Annotated in this window: 21 protein-coding genes; 20 read left to right on the top strand and 1 reads right to left on the bottom strand. The window is 38.1% G+C overall.

The window, feature by feature from the left end; genetic code table 11:
* Positions 1-840: 840 nt before the first annotated feature.
* From AC1VU3_RS14870 to rsmI, 10 genes are all read left to right on the top strand, one after another.
* Positions 841-2,262: an aminotransferase class I/II-fold pyridoxal phosphate-dependent enzyme gene (locus AC1VU3_RS14870; RefSeq protein ID WP_480390510.1), complete on the top strand. Its 1,422-nt coding sequence runs from the start codon at positions 841-843 to the stop codon at positions 2,260-2,262.
* A gap of 2 nt (positions 2,263-2,264) precedes the next feature.
* Positions 2,265-2,903, top strand: coding sequence for a dTMP kinase (tmk, locus tag AC1VU3_RS14875; protein WP_480390509.1), 639 nt, complete (start codon positions 2,265-2,267; stop codon positions 2,901-2,903).
* Positions 2,904-2,957: 54 nt separating this feature from the next.
* The gene (locus AC1VU3_RS14880) at positions 2,958-3,287 is read left to right on the top strand and encodes a cyclic-di-AMP receptor (RefSeq protein ID WP_093276576.1); all 330 of its coding nucleotides are present in this window, start codon (positions 2,958-2,960) and stop codon (positions 3,285-3,287) included.
* 23 nt (positions 3,288-3,310) lie between these two features.
* Positions 3,311-3,748 (top strand): YaaR family protein, encoded by a 438-nt coding sequence (locus AC1VU3_RS14885; protein ID WP_480390508.1) that lies wholly within the window; start codon positions 3,311-3,313, stop codon positions 3,746-3,748.
* 62 nt (positions 3,749-3,810) lie between these two features.
* On the top strand, positions 3,811-4,821 hold the full coding sequence (holB, locus tag AC1VU3_RS14890) for a DNA polymerase III subunit delta' (protein ID WP_480390507.1): 1,011 nt from the start codon (positions 3,811-3,813) through the stop codon (positions 4,819-4,821).
* Positions 4,814-5,644, top strand: coding sequence for a PSP1 domain-containing protein (locus AC1VU3_RS14895; RefSeq protein WP_480390506.1), 831 nt, complete (start codon positions 4,814-4,816; stop codon positions 5,642-5,644). Before holB ends, AC1VU3_RS14895 begins: the two co-directional genes overlap by 8 nt.
* Before the next feature lie 9 nt (positions 5,645-5,653).
* Complete coding sequence (yabA, locus tag AC1VU3_RS14900; protein ID WP_480390505.1) at positions 5,654-6,013, top strand: DNA replication initiation control protein YabA; 360 nt, start codon at positions 5,654-5,656, stop codon at positions 6,011-6,013.
* Between the two features lie 64 nt (positions 6,014-6,077).
* Positions 6,078-6,824, top strand: a complete 747-nt coding sequence (locus AC1VU3_RS14905; protein ID WP_480390504.1) for a tRNA1(Val) (adenine(37)-N6)-methyltransferase — start codon at positions 6,078-6,080, stop codon at positions 6,822-6,824.
* The gene (locus tag AC1VU3_RS14910; protein WP_480390503.1) at positions 6,811-7,077 is read left to right on the top strand and encodes a GIY-YIG nuclease family protein; all 267 of its coding nucleotides are present in this window, start codon (positions 6,811-6,813) and stop codon (positions 7,075-7,077) included. Before AC1VU3_RS14905 ends, AC1VU3_RS14910 begins: the two co-directional genes overlap by 14 nt.
* A complete protein-coding gene (rsmI, locus tag AC1VU3_RS14915) occupies positions 7,074-7,946 on the top strand; it encodes a 16S rRNA (cytidine(1402)-2'-O)-methyltransferase (RefSeq protein WP_480390502.1) in 873 nt (290 codons plus the stop codon). The genes AC1VU3_RS14910 and rsmI overlap by 4 nt, the downstream gene beginning before the upstream one ends.
* 50 nt (positions 7,947-7,996) lie before the next feature.
* On the opposite strand, the gene AC1VU3_RS14920 is transcribed toward rsmI, so the two are convergent.
* Positions 7,997-8,272 carry an AbrB/MazE/SpoVT family DNA-binding domain-containing protein gene (locus tag AC1VU3_RS14920; RefSeq protein ID WP_480390501.1) on the bottom strand — a complete coding sequence of 92 codons (276 nt, stop codon included), beginning with the start codon at positions 8,270-8,272 and terminating at the stop codon, positions 7,997-7,999.
* 332 nt (positions 8,273-8,604) lie between these two features.
* Between AC1VU3_RS14920 and metG the strand changes: the two genes are divergently transcribed.
* From metG to AC1VU3_RS14970, 10 genes are all read left to right on the top strand, one after another.
* Positions 8,605-10,557, top strand: a complete 1,953-nt coding sequence (gene metG / locus AC1VU3_RS14925; RefSeq protein ID WP_482983897.1) for a methionine--tRNA ligase — start codon at positions 8,605-8,607, stop codon at positions 10,555-10,557.
* A gap of 373 nt (positions 10,558-10,930) precedes the next feature.
* Positions 10,931-11,701 carry a TatD family hydrolase gene (locus AC1VU3_RS14930; RefSeq protein ID WP_482983898.1) on the top strand — a complete coding sequence of 257 codons (771 nt, stop codon included), beginning with the start codon at positions 10,931-10,933 and terminating at the stop codon, positions 11,699-11,701.
* Between the two features lie 117 nt (positions 11,702-11,818).
* The gene (locus tag AC1VU3_RS14935; protein ID WP_482983899.1) at positions 11,819-13,042 is read left to right on the top strand and encodes a ubiquitin-like domain-containing protein; all 1,224 of its coding nucleotides are present in this window, start codon (positions 11,819-11,821) and stop codon (positions 13,040-13,042) included.
* 84 nt (positions 13,043-13,126) lie between these two features.
* Complete coding sequence (gene rnmV / locus AC1VU3_RS14940; protein WP_480390497.1) at positions 13,127-13,690, top strand: ribonuclease M5; 564 nt, start codon at positions 13,127-13,129, stop codon at positions 13,688-13,690.
* On the top strand, positions 13,690-14,571 hold the full coding sequence (gene rsmA / locus AC1VU3_RS14945; RefSeq protein WP_480390496.1) for a 16S rRNA (adenine(1518)-N(6)/adenine(1519)-N(6))-dimethyltransferase RsmA: 882 nt from the start codon (positions 13,690-13,692) through the stop codon (positions 14,569-14,571). The genes rnmV and rsmA overlap by 1 nt, the downstream gene beginning before the upstream one ends.
* Positions 14,572-14,725: 154 nt before the next feature.
* Positions 14,726-14,989 carry a biofilm formation stimulator Veg gene (gene veg / locus AC1VU3_RS14950; protein ID WP_480390495.1) on the top strand — a complete coding sequence of 88 codons (264 nt, stop codon included), beginning with the start codon at positions 14,726-14,728 and terminating at the stop codon, positions 14,987-14,989.
* Positions 14,990-15,101: 112 nt separating this feature from the next.
* Positions 15,102-15,281 carry a small, acid-soluble spore protein, alpha/beta type gene (locus AC1VU3_RS14955; RefSeq protein WP_480390494.1) on the top strand — a complete coding sequence of 60 codons (180 nt, stop codon included), beginning with the start codon at positions 15,102-15,104 and terminating at the stop codon, positions 15,279-15,281.
* 276 nt (positions 15,282-15,557) lie between these two features.
* Complete coding sequence (gene ispE, locus AC1VU3_RS14960) at positions 15,558-16,424, top strand: 4-(cytidine 5'-diphospho)-2-C-methyl-D-erythritol kinase (RefSeq protein ID WP_480390493.1); 867 nt, start codon at positions 15,558-15,560, stop codon at positions 16,422-16,424.
* A gap of 57 nt (positions 16,425-16,481) precedes the next feature.
* A complete protein-coding gene (purR, locus tag AC1VU3_RS14965) occupies positions 16,482-17,333 on the top strand; it encodes a pur operon repressor (protein ID WP_480390492.1) in 852 nt (283 codons plus the stop codon).
* Positions 17,311-17,682 carry a RidA family protein gene (locus AC1VU3_RS14970; RefSeq protein WP_482983900.1) on the top strand — a complete coding sequence of 124 codons (372 nt, stop codon included), beginning with the start codon at positions 17,311-17,313 and terminating at the stop codon, positions 17,680-17,682. Before purR ends, AC1VU3_RS14970 begins: the two co-directional genes overlap by 23 nt.
* Positions 17,683-17,773: the final 91 nt, after the last annotated feature.

Below are 17,773 nucleotides of genomic sequence, written 5' to 3' on the forward strand. Positions count from 1 at the left end.
ATTGCTGGTCTATCTGATAGGGTCATTTGGGGCCATGGGTTTATTCTCATTCACGGGTGAAATACTCTCGGATAGGTTGTGGTTACTCTCGTTTAGCCGCTGTTTACTCTCAGTTAGACAAGTTTTATTCTCGTTCAGTGGGAATACTCTCGTTCGGGAAGCATTTACTCTCGGATAAGCCGAATTTATTCTCGTTCGCGCGGGAATAAAAGGAAGGTATTCTCCCAATCAGCACCTACTATCTAAATAGGAAAGAACATTTGGGGAAGGCATGGCCGATGCCTCCAATCTCCCATACTAGCTCCTATCGCAGCATCCACAAGTAAGCTAGAAGACTTAGAATGGTAAAAGGCATGGCAAATGCTCACCGGTTATCTTTATAAGGGCAAATTCAAAAAAATAATCCCTGTCATAGGTAACCGAGGATTTACTCTCGTTCACGGGAGGAATACTCTCGGATAGGGGAAGCTTACTCTCGTTCGGCGTCTGTTTACTCTCAGTTAGACCAGGTTTATTCTCATTCAGCAGGAATACTCTCGTTCGGGGACCATTTACTCTCAGATAAGCCGATTTTATTCTCATTCGTGCTTACTTAAAAGGAAGAGCAGATTCTGAGGTATGGTGGAAGTGTATGGACCAATGACTACTGTTTTTTCGTAGAGAGGGAATTCTAGTAGGGGTTCCCCTTTTTTGAATTGGAGTGGGGTATCCGTACTAATAGAGTAGGAAATAATAAGAGTTAGACACTCTCTTTCCTTAATGTCCTTGCAAGGAAAGCAAAGGATTCACTCATTTTTTCATGTATAATAAAGATAGCAAGAGGTAATTGGAGGTTTTCATATGCAGGAGTCACGCCCACTGGTTGAGGCATTAGAAAAATTTTATAATAAGAGGACTATTTCGATGCATGTGCCGGGGCATAAGCATGGTTTATTATCTAAGCTTCCAAGTCCTATGAAGCAAGCGATGGGCTATGATTTTACGGAACTAAGTGGATTGGATGATTATCATCATCCAGAGGAAGCGATTAAGGAAGCGGAGGATTTATTAGCTAGAGCTTATGGATCGGTGAAAAGCTTCTTCTTGGTGAATGGGACGACTGTCGGAAATCTAGCAATGATATATGCGGTTTGTCAGTATGGGGAGCAATTGATAGTGCAACGTAATGCACATAAATCTATCTTTCATGCGATTGAACTAGTAGGGGCTGAACCAATATTCGTTAACCCTGTTTGGGATAAGCGAACAAAGACGGCGACGACAGTGTCAGTAGAGGGAATTCGGAAGGCTATTGAGGATTTTCCTAATGCGAAAGCAGTAGTTATCACATATCCTAACTATTATGGTGTAGTATCTGCTGAGCTACAGGAAATAATAGAGCTATGTCACCAAAACAATATGCTTGTTTTAGTAGATGAGGCTCATGGTGCTCATTTTAGAGCTTCAACAGGCTTTCCTAAGTCGGCATTAGAGCTTGGAGCAGATATTGTTGTACAATCAGCTCATAAGACTTTACCAGCCTTTACAATGGGCTCCTTCCTGCACATCAATTCAACGTTAGACTTAGTTGAACGAGTAAATAAATATCTTAGAATGCTCCAATCAAGTAGCCCCTCCTATTTATTACTTGCTTCGTTAGACGATGCTCGTAATTATGTGGAGAGGTACAGTGATATAGATTTTAAACAGTTCATGGATAAGAGAAAGTTGTTTATTGAAGCATTAGAAACAATAAAACAGCTAGAAGTAATACAAGTGGATGACCCACTTAAGCTGCTTATCAGAGTAGGAAAATATTCTGGATTCCAGGTACAGAGAGTCCTGGAGGCACATCAACTTTACGTTGAATTGGCGGATACATCTCAGGTGTTACTCATTTTGCCGTTGTTAACTTTTGACCAAGATTATTCTTTTGCAGAGGTCAGAAAGCGTATAAAAAATGCAGTGGATGATTTAATGAAGGAAGAGCCTAAGAGTCCAAAAGATATTCACCCCACTGCTGGGAAAGAGATTTCTACCTTACATATGAATGTAAGTTTATTAAATGAGAGGCAAGGGGAATGGATTCCTTATACACGAGCGTTGGGGAGAGTTGCAAAAGGAATGATTGTTCCTTATCCACCAGGTATTCCGTTAATTTTGCCTGGGGAGAAGATAACTGTTTCCGTGTTGACAGAATTAGAGGAATGGATAGAGAAAGGGGCTTCCTTTCAAGGAAACCATCGTCTAGAAGAAAGGCTAATATATGTTGTGGAGGATTAATTGTGAAGAAAAAAGGGTATTTTATAACAAGCGAGGGACCAGAGGGTGCTGGGAAGACGACAGTGATGCAACTGCTAGGTAGCAGGCTAATGGATGAAGGCTATGAAGTATTAATGACTAGAGAGCCAGGCGGTATAAAGATTTCAGAGGAAATACGTAATATAATTTTAGATAGAGAGCATATAATGATGGATAGTCGTACGGAAGCGTTGTTATATGCTGCTGCAAGAAGACAGCACCTGGTTGAGGTAATTTTACCTGCTTTAAATGAAGGAAAAATCGTCATATGTGATCGATTTATTGATAGTTCCCTCGCTTATCAAGGCTTTGCTAGAGGAATCGGGGTAGAGGAGATCTATTCGATTAATCAATTCGCAATAGGAGATACAATGCCTGACAAGACCATTTACTTTGATATAGAACCAAGTATTGGACTGGCACGTATCAATGCCCACCTGGAGAGAGAAAAAAATCGATTAGATGTGGAAAGTCTCTCTTTTCATGAGAAAGTGAGAGAGGGATATTTAATGCTGTTAGATAAATATCCAGAACGTTTTGTCTCCATTGATGCTTCCAAGGAGGTAGAAGAGGTTCTCGAAGAAGTTTATTTAGCCACCAAGAAAGAACTGGAAAAATATTAAATAGTTTATGTTATAATAGAAAGAATATATAATAATAATTAGGGGTGAGTCTCGATGAAATTAATAGTAGCGGTAGTGCAGGACCAAGATAGTAATCGGTTATCCAATGCGTTAACGAAAGCCAAGTTTAGAGCAACAAAACTTGCAAGTACAGGTGGATTTTTAAGATCTGGAAATACTACTTTTCTAATCGGTACCGATGACTCTTTAGTGGCATCTGCATTAGAACTAATTAGAGATAATTGCCGTGCAAGAGAGCAAATGGTTGCACCTGTTTCTCCAATGGGAGGAAATGCAGACTCTTATATCCCGTACCCTGTGGAGGTAGAGGTAGGAGGAGCAACAGTATTTGTCCTTCCTATTGAACAATTCCATCATTTTTAAAATGAAGGAAAGGAAAGAACATTTTGAAAATAAACCAAGACTTGCGTGTAGGACACGATAAGATTCGAAATACCATTCCGCAAAATGTTTCTTCTGCAAAGTTCGGTCATATGGTCGTCAAACAAGAGCAGAGAATGCAGACGGAAACGTTGACTAGACTTTTAGGAGATATCTCCACAGCTGGAGATCGATTAGCTAGATCTAGAAATTTGCGGGACATGGCGAAATATAAAATGCTCATTCGAAAATTTTTGCAAGAAGCTGTTGATTTCGGAATGGGATTAAAGCAGTCTCACACATGGAATCGCTTTGGAGAAGGTAGAAAGCTTAAAATAGTAGAAACGATTGATGAAAAATTAGTAGAATTAGCTGAAGAAATACTGAACCAAGAAAAAAGCTCCCTTGACTTATTAGATAAAATTGGGGAGATTAAAGGACTTCTAATTAATTTGTATACGTAATACTCCCGTGTTTTCGCACAATGCGAGACACGGGATTTTTTAGAGAAAGGAATGAATAAATAATGACAGAGGAATGGTCCATAGAAGGAATTGAAAAACTGCAACCAAGGGCTATTCAGCAAGTACAAGCAATGGTATCTAAGGGAAGAGTAGGCCATGCTTATATTATAGATGGGGCAAAGGGAACAGGGACAGAAAAGATCATGCAGTTTTTTGTTCAGCTGTTATTTTGCGAAAATCCGACAAATTATGTTCCATGTGAAACATGTCGAAGCTGCAGAAGGCTAAAATCACATAATCATTTAAACTATAGGGAAATAAAACCTGATGGACAATTTGTTAAAAGGAATCAGATAGACGAGTTAATACAGGAAATGAGCAAGACCTCTATTGAAAGCGGAAGAAAAGTTTATGTGATATATGAAGCAGATAGACTACATAATAGCGCTGCTAATGCATTACTTAAATTTTTAGAGGAGCCTCAAAGTAATATCACTGCCTTTCTTTTAACAGACAAAATTCATGCCCTTATTCCAACAATTCGTTCGAGATGCCAGCAAATTAGTCTCTCGGCGATTCCACATGCTATTTTAAAGCAAAAATTAATAGAAGAAGGAATAACAGATTCTATGGCTTCAACGGTTAGTAGATTGACAAATAAGGTCGAAGAAGCACTAATTTTAGCGACAGACGAGCAGTTTGGACTTACACGAAAATCAGTGTTAAAATTAGTACAAGCAGCGGAAAAGGATCCCCAGGAGGCGCTCTTATGTCTTCATGAAGATTTTGGACCATTGCTAAAAGAGAAAGAGGAAGCAGGACAAGTATTAGATTTACTACTATTTGCTTATCGTGATATAGTAGCTATAAAAGCAACTCCGGAAACAGCTTGTACTTATCCAGACATGATTCCCGTTTGGAAACAGTTGGCTTTGCAAACAACTTACGGAAAATTATCTAAACAATTAGAATTAATTTTACAAGCAAAGCAAAATCTTCATAAAAATATGAATAGGACGCTGATGATGGAACAGCTGATGCTTAACCTGCAGGAGGGGTATAGTGTTGTATAAAGTGGTAGGAGTCCGCTTCAAAAAAGCGGGTAAAATATATTATTTTGATCCAGTAGACTATGCGCTTGAAAAAGATGACTATGTCATCGTAGAAACTGCTAGAGGGGTAGAGTATGGGAAAGTCGTTGTACCGATTAAACAGGTCGGAGAGAACGATGTAGTGCTTCCATTAAAGCAGGTAGTGCGTCCATCTACAGAAAAGGATCGTATCCAGGTAGAGGAAAATCGATTAGAATCTGCCCAAGCCTTGGCTTTAGGAACAGAGAAGATTTTAGAGAGGCAGTTAGAAATGAAGCTTGTAGATGTCGAATATACCTTTGACAGAAACAAGATTATCTTTTATTTTACTGCAGAGGGTCGCGTAGATTTTAGAGACCTAGTGAAGGACTTAGCCTCTATATTTAGAACAAGAATTGAGCTTCGACAAATAGGGGTACGAGACGAAGCGAAAATGCTTGGAGGAATTGGTCCATGTGGTCGTATGCTTTGTTGTTCAACGTTCCTTGGAGATTTTGAGCCAGTTTCGATTAAGATGGCAAAGGACCAAAATCTGTCCTTAAATCCTTCTAAAATTTCAGGTCTTTGTGGAAGATTAATGTGCTGCTTAAAGTATGAAAATGATGAGTACGAGGCTGCAAGAGAAAAAATGCCAGACCTTGGAGATAAGATAGAAACACCGGATGGTTTTGGTAAAGTAGTAGGCATGAATGTGCTTGAAAGAGTTTTAAAGATTGAATTTAGCGATCCTATGCGTGTACTAGACTACACGTTAGATGAGATTATCAACTATGCTAAAAGCCCAGTACAATGGTCTAGGCAATGAGGTGAATATGTGATGGACCGTAATTTTTTGGATACAGTAATCGAATTTGAAAAACATTTAGAGTCCACGCAGCTCCAATTTCGAGCTTTAAAAGAATTTGTAGCAATCTTGCTTGAAGAACGCCAGGCGCTGCAAGAAGAAAATAAGCACTTAAGACAAAGACTTGATGAAATACATGAAAAAGAAATGACTCAAGAGAAAATGCAAGGTAAAGGGCAGTTGAACAAGATGGATGTTGGAGAAGGGTACGATAATTTGGCTCGTCTCTACCAGGAGGGCTATCATGTATGTCACGTTCATTATGGAAGTCCTCGCAAAGAGGAAGATTGCCTGTTTTGCTTATCTTTTTTAAATAAACAAAATGGTTAAATGAAGAGACTGAATGCCACATAGGTGGAATCTCAGTCTCTTGTTTTGTATGGAGGTAGTAGAAATGGAAGAATGGCTAAAAAATGACGAGCGATTGGATTATTTATTGGCAGAGGATTTGAGAATAATTCAGAGCCCTTCTGTTTTTTCTTTTTCGCTAGATGCTGTTTTATTAGCTAAATTTACATATGTTCCCATTAAAAAAGGAAAAATAGTAGACTTATGTACTGGAAATGGTGCGATCCCCTTATTTCTTAGCGCACGAACAAATGCAGAGATTATAGGAGTAGAGTTACAAGAAAGACTTGCTGATATGGCTGACAGAAGCGTGAAATATAATAAGCTAGAGGGAAGAATAGAAATTAGGGAAGATAACGTAATAGGAATAGCAGGAAAAATAGGCTATGAAAAGTACGATGTTGTTACCTGCAATCCACCATATTTCCCTGCTCATGAGGCAAGTGAGCGCAACCTAAAGGAACATTTAGCAATTGCACGACATGAAATTCATTTAAAGCTTGATGAGGCAATAAAATCAGCAAGTGAGCTTCTGAAACAAGGTGGAAAGGCTGCTTTTGTCCATCGTCCTGGAAGACTGTTAGATATCGTAACTGCTATGCGAGCAAATAGACTTGAGCCAAAGCGGATACAACTTGTCTATCCCAAGCCTGGGAAGGAAGCAAACACTTTATTAATAGAAGGAATAAAAGATGGGAAGCCAGATTTGAGGATTCTCCCACCTTTATATGTGTATGGGGAAGATGGAGAATATACAAACGAAGTAAAAGAGATGCTATATGGAGCAAGATAAAGGAAATCACATTTTTTATGTATTAGAATGTAGAGATGGTTCGTATTATGCAGGATATACAAATGATTTAGTGAATCGAATGAAAAAACACAATGAAGGCAAAGGTGCCAAATATACAAGAGCTAGAAAGCCTGTGAGATGTATATACTATGAGTTATTTGAGTCAAAGGAAGAAGCAATGAGAGCAGAGTATGCATTTAAACAGCTTTCACGGAAACAAAAAGAAGCCTATATGGGAGGAACTGTTAAATGAGATCCCAAAAGTCAACCGAGCATGAGACACATAGCTGTTTATACTTGGTAGGAACACCTATTGGTAATTTAGAGGACATGACAATGAGAGCTATACGAATTTTAAAGGAAGTAGATCTTATTGCAGCAGAAGACACGAGAAATACAAAAAAGCTTTGTAATTATTTTGAGATAAATACCCCGTTATTTAGTTATCATGATCATAATCAAGAAACAGGCGGGGAGAAGATTTTAGAGTTATTAAGAAGGGGAAAAAAGGTTGCTTTAGTGAGTGATGCAGGTCTACCATGTATCTCTGACCCAGGAGCCGATATTGTGGAGAAGGCTGTGGCTGAAGGATTTGCAGTTATCCCAATACCAGGAGCAAATGCAGCTATAACTGCGCTAATTGCTTCTGGACTGCAAACTCAACCGTTTTACTTTTATGGGTTTTTAAGCAGAAATAAAAAAGAAAGAAAAAGTGAGCTTCTAGAACTTCAAAAAAGGAAGGAAACAATCTTACTTTACGAAGCACCACATCGTTTAAAAGATACCTTAAAGGATATGCTTACTATAATAGAAGGTAATCGAAAAATAACGCTTGCTAGGGAGCTAACTAAAAAGTTCGAGGAGTTCCTCAGAGGAACTTTAGAGGAAGCTGTTGCTTGGGTAGAAAGTGCCGACATTAGAGGTGAGTTTTGTATTGTTCTAGAAGGTAATGGAGAATCTGTTCAAGAGGAAGAAGCTTGGTGGATTTCTTTATCTTTAGAGGAGCATGTAGAGCAAGTAATAAAAGAAAAAGGAATCAGCTCAAAAGAAGCAGTGAAAGAGGTTGCAAAAGAAAGAGGGATTTCCAAGCGGGAAGTGTATCAGGCTTATCATATTAACTGAGACCAAAAAGAAAAGGGTAGCAAGGTAAATCCTTGCTACACCTATTAACATTATTTTAAGTTGCTTTGAATTTCTTTAATTAATGCTTCAGCGCCTTCTGGGCTTAAGATTAATTTACCGCCAACTAGACGTAGGTTATCTTCAGAAACTTCTCCAGTAACAGCACATGTCATGTTAGGCATATATTTTTTTAAGATGATTTTATCATCGTCAACGTAGATTTCTAAAGCATCTTTTTCAGCAATACCAAGTGTACGACGTAGTTCAATCGGAATAACTACTCGTCCTAATTCATCAACTTTACGAACAATACCTGTAGATTTCATTATTAAAGTTCTCCTCTCAAGAGTGTATATTTTTCGCCATAATTCGACATAAACCTCTTTTATGTAGTCTATCATACCAAGTACTACCATATTGGTCAATAATTATTCTTCTGATTTTATTAGAATTTATGATAAAAATATGACTTTTTGCAGGCGAAAACCCCAGTTAGATGTGGTTATATATAAAAGTTATTAATAAAATTCTTTTTTTTGGAAGAAAATCGAACCTCCTGTTTAATTCGATAAATGAATCTAGTAGTATAGATTGAAACCACTTATTCATTTAGATAGAATAGGAAATAAATAAAGAACGCATTGGAGGCAATATCAAATTGAACGAGCAAAAAACATTCTATTTAACCACGCCAATTTACTATCCGAGTGGAAAATTCCACATTGGTACTGCCTATACAACTGTAGCTTCTGATGCAATGGCGCGCTACAAACGGCTAAAGGGCTATGATGTAAGATTCTTAACTGGTATGGATGAACATGGTCAAAAAATTCAAGAGAAAGCCCAAGAGGCAGGAATGGAGCCGCAAGCATATGTAAATGAAATTGCAGCGGCAGCTAAGAAAGTTTGGGCTTTAATGGATATTTCGTATGATGATTTTATCCAAACGACAGAGGAACGTCATAAAAAAACAGTAGAAAAGATTTTTCAAACTTTCTTAGATAACGGCGATATTTATAAGGGAGAGTATGAGGGATGGTACTGTACCCCATGTGAATCATTTTTCACAGAGACACAATTAGAGGACGGTAACTGTCCTGATTGTGGGCGTCCAGTACATAAAGTAAAAGAGGAATCTTATTTCTTTAATATGAAGAAATATGCAGGTCGTCTTCTGGAGTATTATGAAAACAATGTAGAGTTTATAGAGCCTGAGTCTCGTAAGAATGAGATGATCAATAACTTTATTAAACCAGGACTAGAAGATTTATCTGTTTCCAGAACATCCTTTGACTGGGGAATAAAAGTACCAGGAGATCCAAAGCATGTCATATATGTATGGGTAGACGCACTGACTAATTATATTACCTCACTAGGTTATTTATCAGAGGATGACTCTCTATTTAGAAAGTATTGGCCTGCAGACGTACATGTGGTTGGAAAGGATATAGTTCGTTTTCACACCATTTATTGGCCCATATTCCTTATGGCATTAAATTTACCATTACCTAAAAAAGTATTTGCTCATGGATTTATCATGATGAAGGACGGTAAAATGTCTAAATCTAAAGGAAATGTCGTATATCCAGAAATGCTAGTAGAACGCTACGGACTTGATGCTACTCGTTACTTCTTACTAAGAGAGCTTCCGTTCGGCCAAGACGGTGTATTTTCACCTGAGTCCTTTGTAGAACGCACTAATTTTGATTTAGCGAATGATCTTGGAAATCTGTTGAATCGTACAGTCTCTATGATTAATAAGTATTTTGATGGTTCTATACCAGTTTCTTACACGGTTGCTACAGAATTTGATGAAGCTCTTATTCAGTTTGCAAAGGAAACGGTTGACAAGTATGAAGCAAATATGGAGAAAATGCAATTTAGCGCAGTTTTAAGTGATCTTTGGGCACTTGTATCACGCACAAACAAATATATAGATGAAACGCAACCATGGGTGCTTGCTAAAGATGAAACTCAAAAAGGACAGTTGGCAGCTGTCATGACTAATTTAGCAGAAAGCTTAAGAATGATTGCTACGCTCATTCAACCATTTATGACAAACAGTCCGAAAGAAATAGTAAAACAGCTAGGCCTTTCAGAGGAATTGTTAAAATGGAGTAATCTGAATAGCTTTCATGTCATCCCAGCGGGTACAGTTGTCATTAAAACAGGAGTACCTATTTTCCCGCGTTTAGAAGTGGATGTGGAGGTTTCTTATATACGAGAGCAGATGCAAGGATCTGTTCAAACCCCTCAAGAGGAAGAAATAGAAGAAGAGGAAAAAGTAGAGGAAATATCTATAGATGATTTCTTTAAAGTAGATTTACGCGTTGCGACCGTCATTTCTTGCGAAAAAATGCCAAAAGCAGATAAGCTCCTAAAATTACAGTTGGATTTAGGCTATGAAAAACGTCAAGTCGTGTCAGGTATAGCGAAACACTACGAGCCGAACGAACTTATCGGGAAGAAAGTAATAGTGGTTGCAAATTTAAAGCCAGTGAAGTTAAGAGGAGAGTTATCGGAAGGGATGATTCTGGCTGGAGAAAAGGACGGCTTTTTAACTTTAGCAACTGTAGATGAAAAATTAGAAAATGGTGCACAGGTTAAATAAAGGGAAATAATATAGAAAATGGGCTGTTCCATAAGCAGAAAACTTATGGGGCAGCCCTTCTTTAATTGATGAATGTTTTTTCTTTGCTTTACTCTCCTTAGAACGATATTATATGCCATATGCCCTGTGTGCGGTAATATGCTCTCCGCTCATTTCATTTATACTTGCCGGGATGAATCAGGAGTTTATGGATTTATAAAGAATTTCCTCCCTAAAACAACTTCTTGTATATTTAGAAAAAAATTTCATGTATATGAAGAAAAAGATTTAGTTTGACTTAAAAATTCAGCTAATTTAATGTATTTGTAATAATATCGTGATGTATGTAAAAAGAAAAAGTTGTAGAATATTTTACAGATAGGAGAACATCTATATGTTAATTGATACTCATGTACATTTAAATGCAGACCAATATGATGAGGATTTACAGGATGTAATTGATCGAGCAATTGAAGCAGATGTCCAAAAAATGGTTGTAATTGGATTCGATCGAAAGACAATTGAACGAGCTATGATTCTTGCAGATACATACCCGTTTATCTATGCTGTCATTGGCTGGCACCCAGTCGATGCAATTGATTGTACAGATGCTGATTTGCAATGGATTGAAGAGCTTTCTGCACATGAGAAGGTAGTTGGGATAGGAGAAACAGGGTTGGACTATTATTGGGACAAGTCTCCAAAAGATGTTCAGCAGGAGCTTTTTCGAAAGCAAATTCGTTTGGCTCAGAAGGTAAATCTCCCTGTGATTATACATAATCGTGATGCAACGGAAGATGTTGTGAAAATTCTTCAAGAAGAAGAGGCTCATCTTACGGGAGGAGTCATGCACTGTTTTGGTGGTAGCGTAGAAACAGCGAAACAATGCATTGAAATGAACTTTATGATTTCCTTAGGTGGCCCTGTAACTTTTAAAAATGCAAAGAAGCCGAAAGAAGTGGCTACAGAAATTCCTTTGGATAAGCTGTTAATAGAAACAGATGCACCGTATCTCGCTCCACATCCACATCGTGGAAAAAGAAATGAGCCAGCGCTAGTGGCTTTGGTCGCAGAGGAAATAGCTAGATTAAAGGGTTTGACAGTAGAAGAGGTAGCAGACGCTACGAGTAAAAATGCGCTAAAATTCTTTAATCTGCCTAATTAACGGTTATGAAAAAAGGGTTAAAAATTAGCTTCAGGTAAATAGAGGAAAAATCCAAAAGAGTTGACAAGCTGAAAAGTACTCTATATAATCACACGAGTGAACAAGGAGGCGTTTTTCATGCAAAAAAATAACATGAAAAACCTGTTCCTTCCTTCATTGAGGAGCAAGAAAACATTAGTAACTGCATTGTCTTTATTGGTGTTTATTGCAGCTGTTACCTTTGTATTGTACGAAGGTACAAAGAAAACTGTCGCATTGACAGTAAACGGACAACAACAAGAAATTACAACTCATGCAAATACAGTGAAGGAACTATTAGATGAGCAAGATATAATAGTTTCGGACCATGATTATTTACATCCCTCAGTGAACACTTCAATCTCGAATAATTTAGAGGTTGAGTGGGAGCAGGCAAGAAAAGTACAAGTCACGGTAGATGGAAAGGTACAAAGTGTACATACTACTGACGATTTAGTTTCAGAAATATTGGCAAAGGCAAATGTTCAGTTAGCTGAGCATGATAAAGTAACCCCTGCGATGGATGCAGTGGTAGGACCGGACAATGAAATTTCTATCAAAAAGGCTTACCAAGTAACTGTTTTAGATGGAAAGGAAAAGAAAAAATTATGGTCCACTTCGACTACGGTCGCTGACTTTTTAAAAAAACATGACATTCATTTAAATGAATTGGACCGTTTGAAGCAGAGTATGGATGAGCAAGTAACACCAGATACTGTTATAAAAATAGTGCGAGTAGAAAAGGTCACCGATGTAGTTGAAGAAGAAACAAACTTTGCAGTAGAAACAAAAAAAGATAACTCGCTACTAAAAGGTAAGGAAAAAGTTGTTCAAGCAGGAGAAAAAGGAACTGTTTCCCGAACATATGAAGTAGTAAAAGAAAATGGTGTAGAGGTATCTCGAAAAGTAGTAGAAGAAAAAGTAACAAAAGAACCTAAGAAGAAGGTAGTTGCAGTAGGTACAAAGGTTGTGACAGCTAGTGTATCTCGTGGGTCTTCCAAAGTAGCAGGTACTTCTAACTCATCTTCTGGGGGGAAAGAATTCTATGTTACCGCAACAGCCTACACTGCTTATTGCAACGGCTGCAGTGGTGTAACTTCAACTGGTATTAATCTTAAATCTAACCCTGATGTAAAAGTTATTGCTGTAGATCCAAGTGTTATCCCATTAGGCTCAAAGGTTTGGGTAGAAGGCTACGGGTATGCTATTGCAGGTGACACAGGAGGAGCTATTAAAGGGAATAAAATAGATCTTTTTATGCCATCGAAATCCCAAGCATATAATTTTGGTCGTAAAAAAGTACGTATTAAAGTTTTAAACTAATTACGAGTGCTTCCCTTTCGTTGTAAGGGGAAGCTTTTTTGCGTTATGATAATGGATATAGTGATCAAGAAAAGAGGAAGCTTTTTGCGAATAAAGGAGATTATTGTCGTTGAGGGTAAAGATGACACGACAGCAATTAAAAGAGCTGTTGAAGCAGATACTATTGAAACAAATGGGTCAGCTATTTCTAAAGAAACCCTTATAAAAATTCAACATGCCCAAGAAAAAAGAGGTGTCATCGTCTTTACAGATCCAGACTATCCAGGGAGAAGAATTAGAGCAATCATTGAGGAACAGGTACCAGGGGTGAAACATGCTTTCTTATCAAAGGATAAAACGATTGCTAAAAATGGTAAGGGTCTAGGTATTGAGCATGCGAAAGATGAGGACATCAGACAGGCACTGCAAGATGTCTACACACCAAAGCTTGACCATGACATACAGGAGCCAATTCCATTAAGTATGTTGATAGAAGCGACACTTATCGGGCATCCTGATTCCAAGGGAAGAAGAACGAGACTTGGGGAAATACTAAAGATTGGTTATACAAATGGAAAACAGCTACAGAAGCGCTTGTCTATATTTCAAATTTCCAAAGAACAATTGGAACAGGCGATTTTGCAACTGAACTCGGAGGAAAATAAATAATGACACAAAAAGATATCGCGACCCCAGTTAGAACACAGGAAATCTTAAAAAAATATGGTTTTTCCTTTAAGAAGAGCTTAGGACAAAACTTTTTAATAGACCCGAACATCTTGCGGAATATTGTGAGTCACGCAGAGCTGACGAAGGATTCTGCTGCTATTGAGGTAGGGCCGGGAATAGGAGCTTTAACCGAGCATTTAGCAAGGGCTGCTGGGAAAGTTATCTCCTTTGAAATCGACCAACGTCTCTTGCCGGTTTTGGAGGACACACTTTCTCCGTATGATAATGTAGAAATTATTCATTCGGATATATTAGAGGCTAATATTCAAGAAATTTGGAAAGAAAAGCTCTCAGACTTTCAGGATGTAATGGTAGTAGCGAATTTACCTTATTATGTTACTACGCCCATTCTACTAAAGCTGTTAATGGAACGCTTGCCCTTACGCGGGATGGTTGTAATGATGCAAAAAGAAGTAGCAGATAGAATTACTGCCAAGCCAGGAACAAAAGCTTATGGATCTTTATCAATAGCTATTCAGTATTACATGATGGCGGAAGTGGCAATGACGGTTCCAAAGACAGTCTTTATGCCACCTCCAAATGTAGATTCTGCAGTTATAAAGCTAACTCGTCACGAGAAGCCGCCGGTTAAGGTACTAGATGAAGATTTCTTTTTCCAGGTATCAAGAGGATCATTTATTCAAAGAAGAAAAACCATTATTAATAATTTGCAAGCCTCCTTACCGAATGGGAAGGAGAAGAAAGATCTAATTATTCAAGCCCTTCATAATGTAGACATTGAACCTACTAGAAGAGGTGAAACTTTAACGATTGAAGAGTTTGGCAAACTTGCAGATGAATTGTACCCTCACTTTCATTAAGAATACTTGTTACAATATCAGTAATATTAATAAATAAAAATAATGCTATTGATAAATAAATATATTGACAAGCATAGTGAATCGTTGTTAAAATATTTTGTTTGACAATAAATAAAAAATGCTGTATCATAGTATTCAGTGAGGTGTAAGCGAAATGCCAAAAACTTTAGCTGATATTAAAAAGTCATTAGATCACCATTTAGGCAAACGTTTGCAATTAAAAGCAAACGGAGGACGTAAGAAAACGATTGAACGAGCTGGTGTGCTAAGAGAAACATATCATGCCGTCTTCGTGGTTGACCTGGATCAAGATGAGAATTCTTTTGAACGAGTATCTTATAGTTATGCAGACATTTTGACAGAAGCAGTAGAAATCACTATATTTGATGAAGCAAATAATTTAATTGTAGTAAAGTAATTTGAACTTTTTATAGTTTTTTTTGAGTGCTCCCTTTCTTTTTAAGAAGGGGAGTTTTTTTGTTTATATTGCTCATACTAATAATGCTAGTTGTTAAGGGAGGCTTCACCACATGGCTAGAAAAGGGATAATGTCTAAGGAATTAAAGGAAGAGATAGCGAAAGATCTCGGATTTTATGATGTAGTCAAAACCGAAGGCTGGGGCGGAATTAAAGCCCGTGATGCAGGAAACATGGTAAAGCGTGCGATTGAAATGGCTGAACAAAATGTGAACAACCAAAATAAATCATAGTGTTTTTCTTGTATTCGAGAAGTTTATAATCTACAACTAGCAGGAAAAGGGGTGTCTCATAAGAAAACTTATGGGACACCCTTTCCTATTTGGACAGACATCTACTGGTGTATATCATGGCTTCTTTAATGGCAACACACCATATCTCTTTGTAAAGAGGAAGCACGAAAGGTCTTTCTAAATAATCCCCTTTCTTTTATTTTCCAATCCTTTTCTCAAATAGAAGGGACTATGGTAAAATAGGTTTCACCATACGTATAAAAAGGAGCAGATGGGATGTACTTTGTAAAAGCACCTGCTAAAATTAATTTAACACTCGATGTATTACATAAACGACCAGACGGTTATCATGAAGTGGAGATGATCATGACTACAGTTGATCTGGCCGACCGAATTGGATTAGAAACAAGGGAAGATGGAGCAATACATATATTGTCTTTGGATCGCTTTGTCCCAAATGATCAACGGAATCTTGCATATCAAGCTGCTAAAATCCTAAAGGATATGTTTAAAGTAAAACAAGGGGTTTCTATTAGCATTGAGAAAAATATTCCTGTTGCAGCTGGATTGGCCGGTGGCAGCAGTGATGCTGCAGCCACTTTAAAGGGTCTAAACAAGCTGTGGAACTTAGGACTAAGCCTGGACGAGCTTGCCCAAATCGGTACGAAAATTGGCTCAGATGTAGCATTTTGTGTATATGGGGGAACAGCTCTTGCGACTGGGCGAGGAGAAAAGATTCAAGAGCTGCCGAGTCCAGCAAATTGTTGGGTTATACTCGCTAAACCTACGCTTGGAGTGTCGACTGCTGACGTGTATGGTAATTTAAAAATTGATAAAATAACTCATCCACCAACTGAACAAATGATCAAGGCGATTGAGGAAAAGGATTTTAAGCTAATGTGTTCCTCGCTAGGAAACGTGCTAGAGGATGTAACGTTAAAATTGCACCCAGAGGTTGCTGTGTTAAAGGATCAAATGAAAAAGTTTGGCGCCGATGCTGTACTGATGAGTGGAAGTGGACCAACTGTTTTTGGATTAGTTAATCACGAATCGAGAGTTCAGCGTGTTTATAACGGCTTACGTGGCTTCTGTAACGAGGTTTACGCAGTCAGATTGGTCGGAGAACGCCCATCACTTGCCTAAACACGTATATTTATGATAAGTTTTCATTAAAATATTCGTAAATAGAGGTGATGTAAGATGAAATGGAAGAGAAGCGAGCGGTTGGTGGACATGACCCAATATCTGATGGAAAATCCACATAAGTTAATTCCTTTGCCTTTTTTCTCTACGCTATATGATTCAGCAAAATCCTCTATAAGTGAAGACTTAGCAATCGTGAAGGAAACATTCGAAGCAAGAGGAAGTGGCATGCTAGTAACAGTCCCGGGAGCTGCAGGGGGCGTAAAGTTTATTCCAACTATGTCAGATGAGGAAATAAGGAAAGTTGCAAAGGAATTAATGAACCAGCTTTCTAATTCAGATCGACTTCTGCCGGGTGGTTATCTTTATCTCACTGATTTATTGGGAAATCCATCTTTGATGAACAGAGTAGGAAAGGTTTTTGCTACTGCTTTTGCTGATGCTAAAATTGATGCCATTATGACGGTTGCCACAAAGGGAATACCTATCGCTCATGCAATTGCAAAGCATTTGAATGTTCCAGTTGTCGTGGTTCGGCGTGACAGTAAGGTGACAGAAGGACCTACTGTTAGTATTAATTATGTATCAGGCTCGGCACGTCGTATACAAACAATGGTCTTATCAAAACGTAGTATGGAAAAAGGGCAACGAGTATTAATTACGGATGATTTTATGAAAGTAGGCGGCACCATTAATGGTATGAAGAGCCTACTGGAAGAATTCAATTGTGAACTTGGCGGTATAGCTGTCTTAGTAGAAGCGCAGCATGAGGGAGAACATCTTATTCAAGACTATTTATCACTTGTAAAGCTTCATGAGGTAAATGAAAAAGATAACACAATCGCACTATCAGAAGGAAACTACTTTAAGAAGGGTGGAAATAAGAGTGAAAGAGATTTCAACAAATAAGGCACCTGCTGCAATTGGTCCCTATGTGCAAGGAATGATCGTCAATAATATGGTGTACACGTCTGGACAAATTCCTTTAACTCCAGAAGGACAGGTAGTAGAAGGATCTATCACAGAGCAAACTGCCCAAGTATTTGCAAATCTAGAAGCAGTACTAGAAGAGGCAGGTTCCTCCTTAGACAAAGTGGTAAAGACACTTGTTTTCTTGAAAGATATGAATGATTTTGTTGAATTTAATGAAGCTTACGAGAAACACTTTAAAGGACATAAGCCGGCTCGTTCTGCAGTAGAGGTAGCCCGTCTACCAAAGGACGTCAAGGTAGAGATTGAAGTAATCGCCACCATTTAAAATATGGATAGAATTTGGTGAAACGAGAATGAAAAATGAAATAGCACTTACGTTTTTATTTATCTATAAAATCGTAGGTGCTATTTTATTT

This window comes from Psychrobacillus sp. Z16_25, assembly GCF_056856695.1.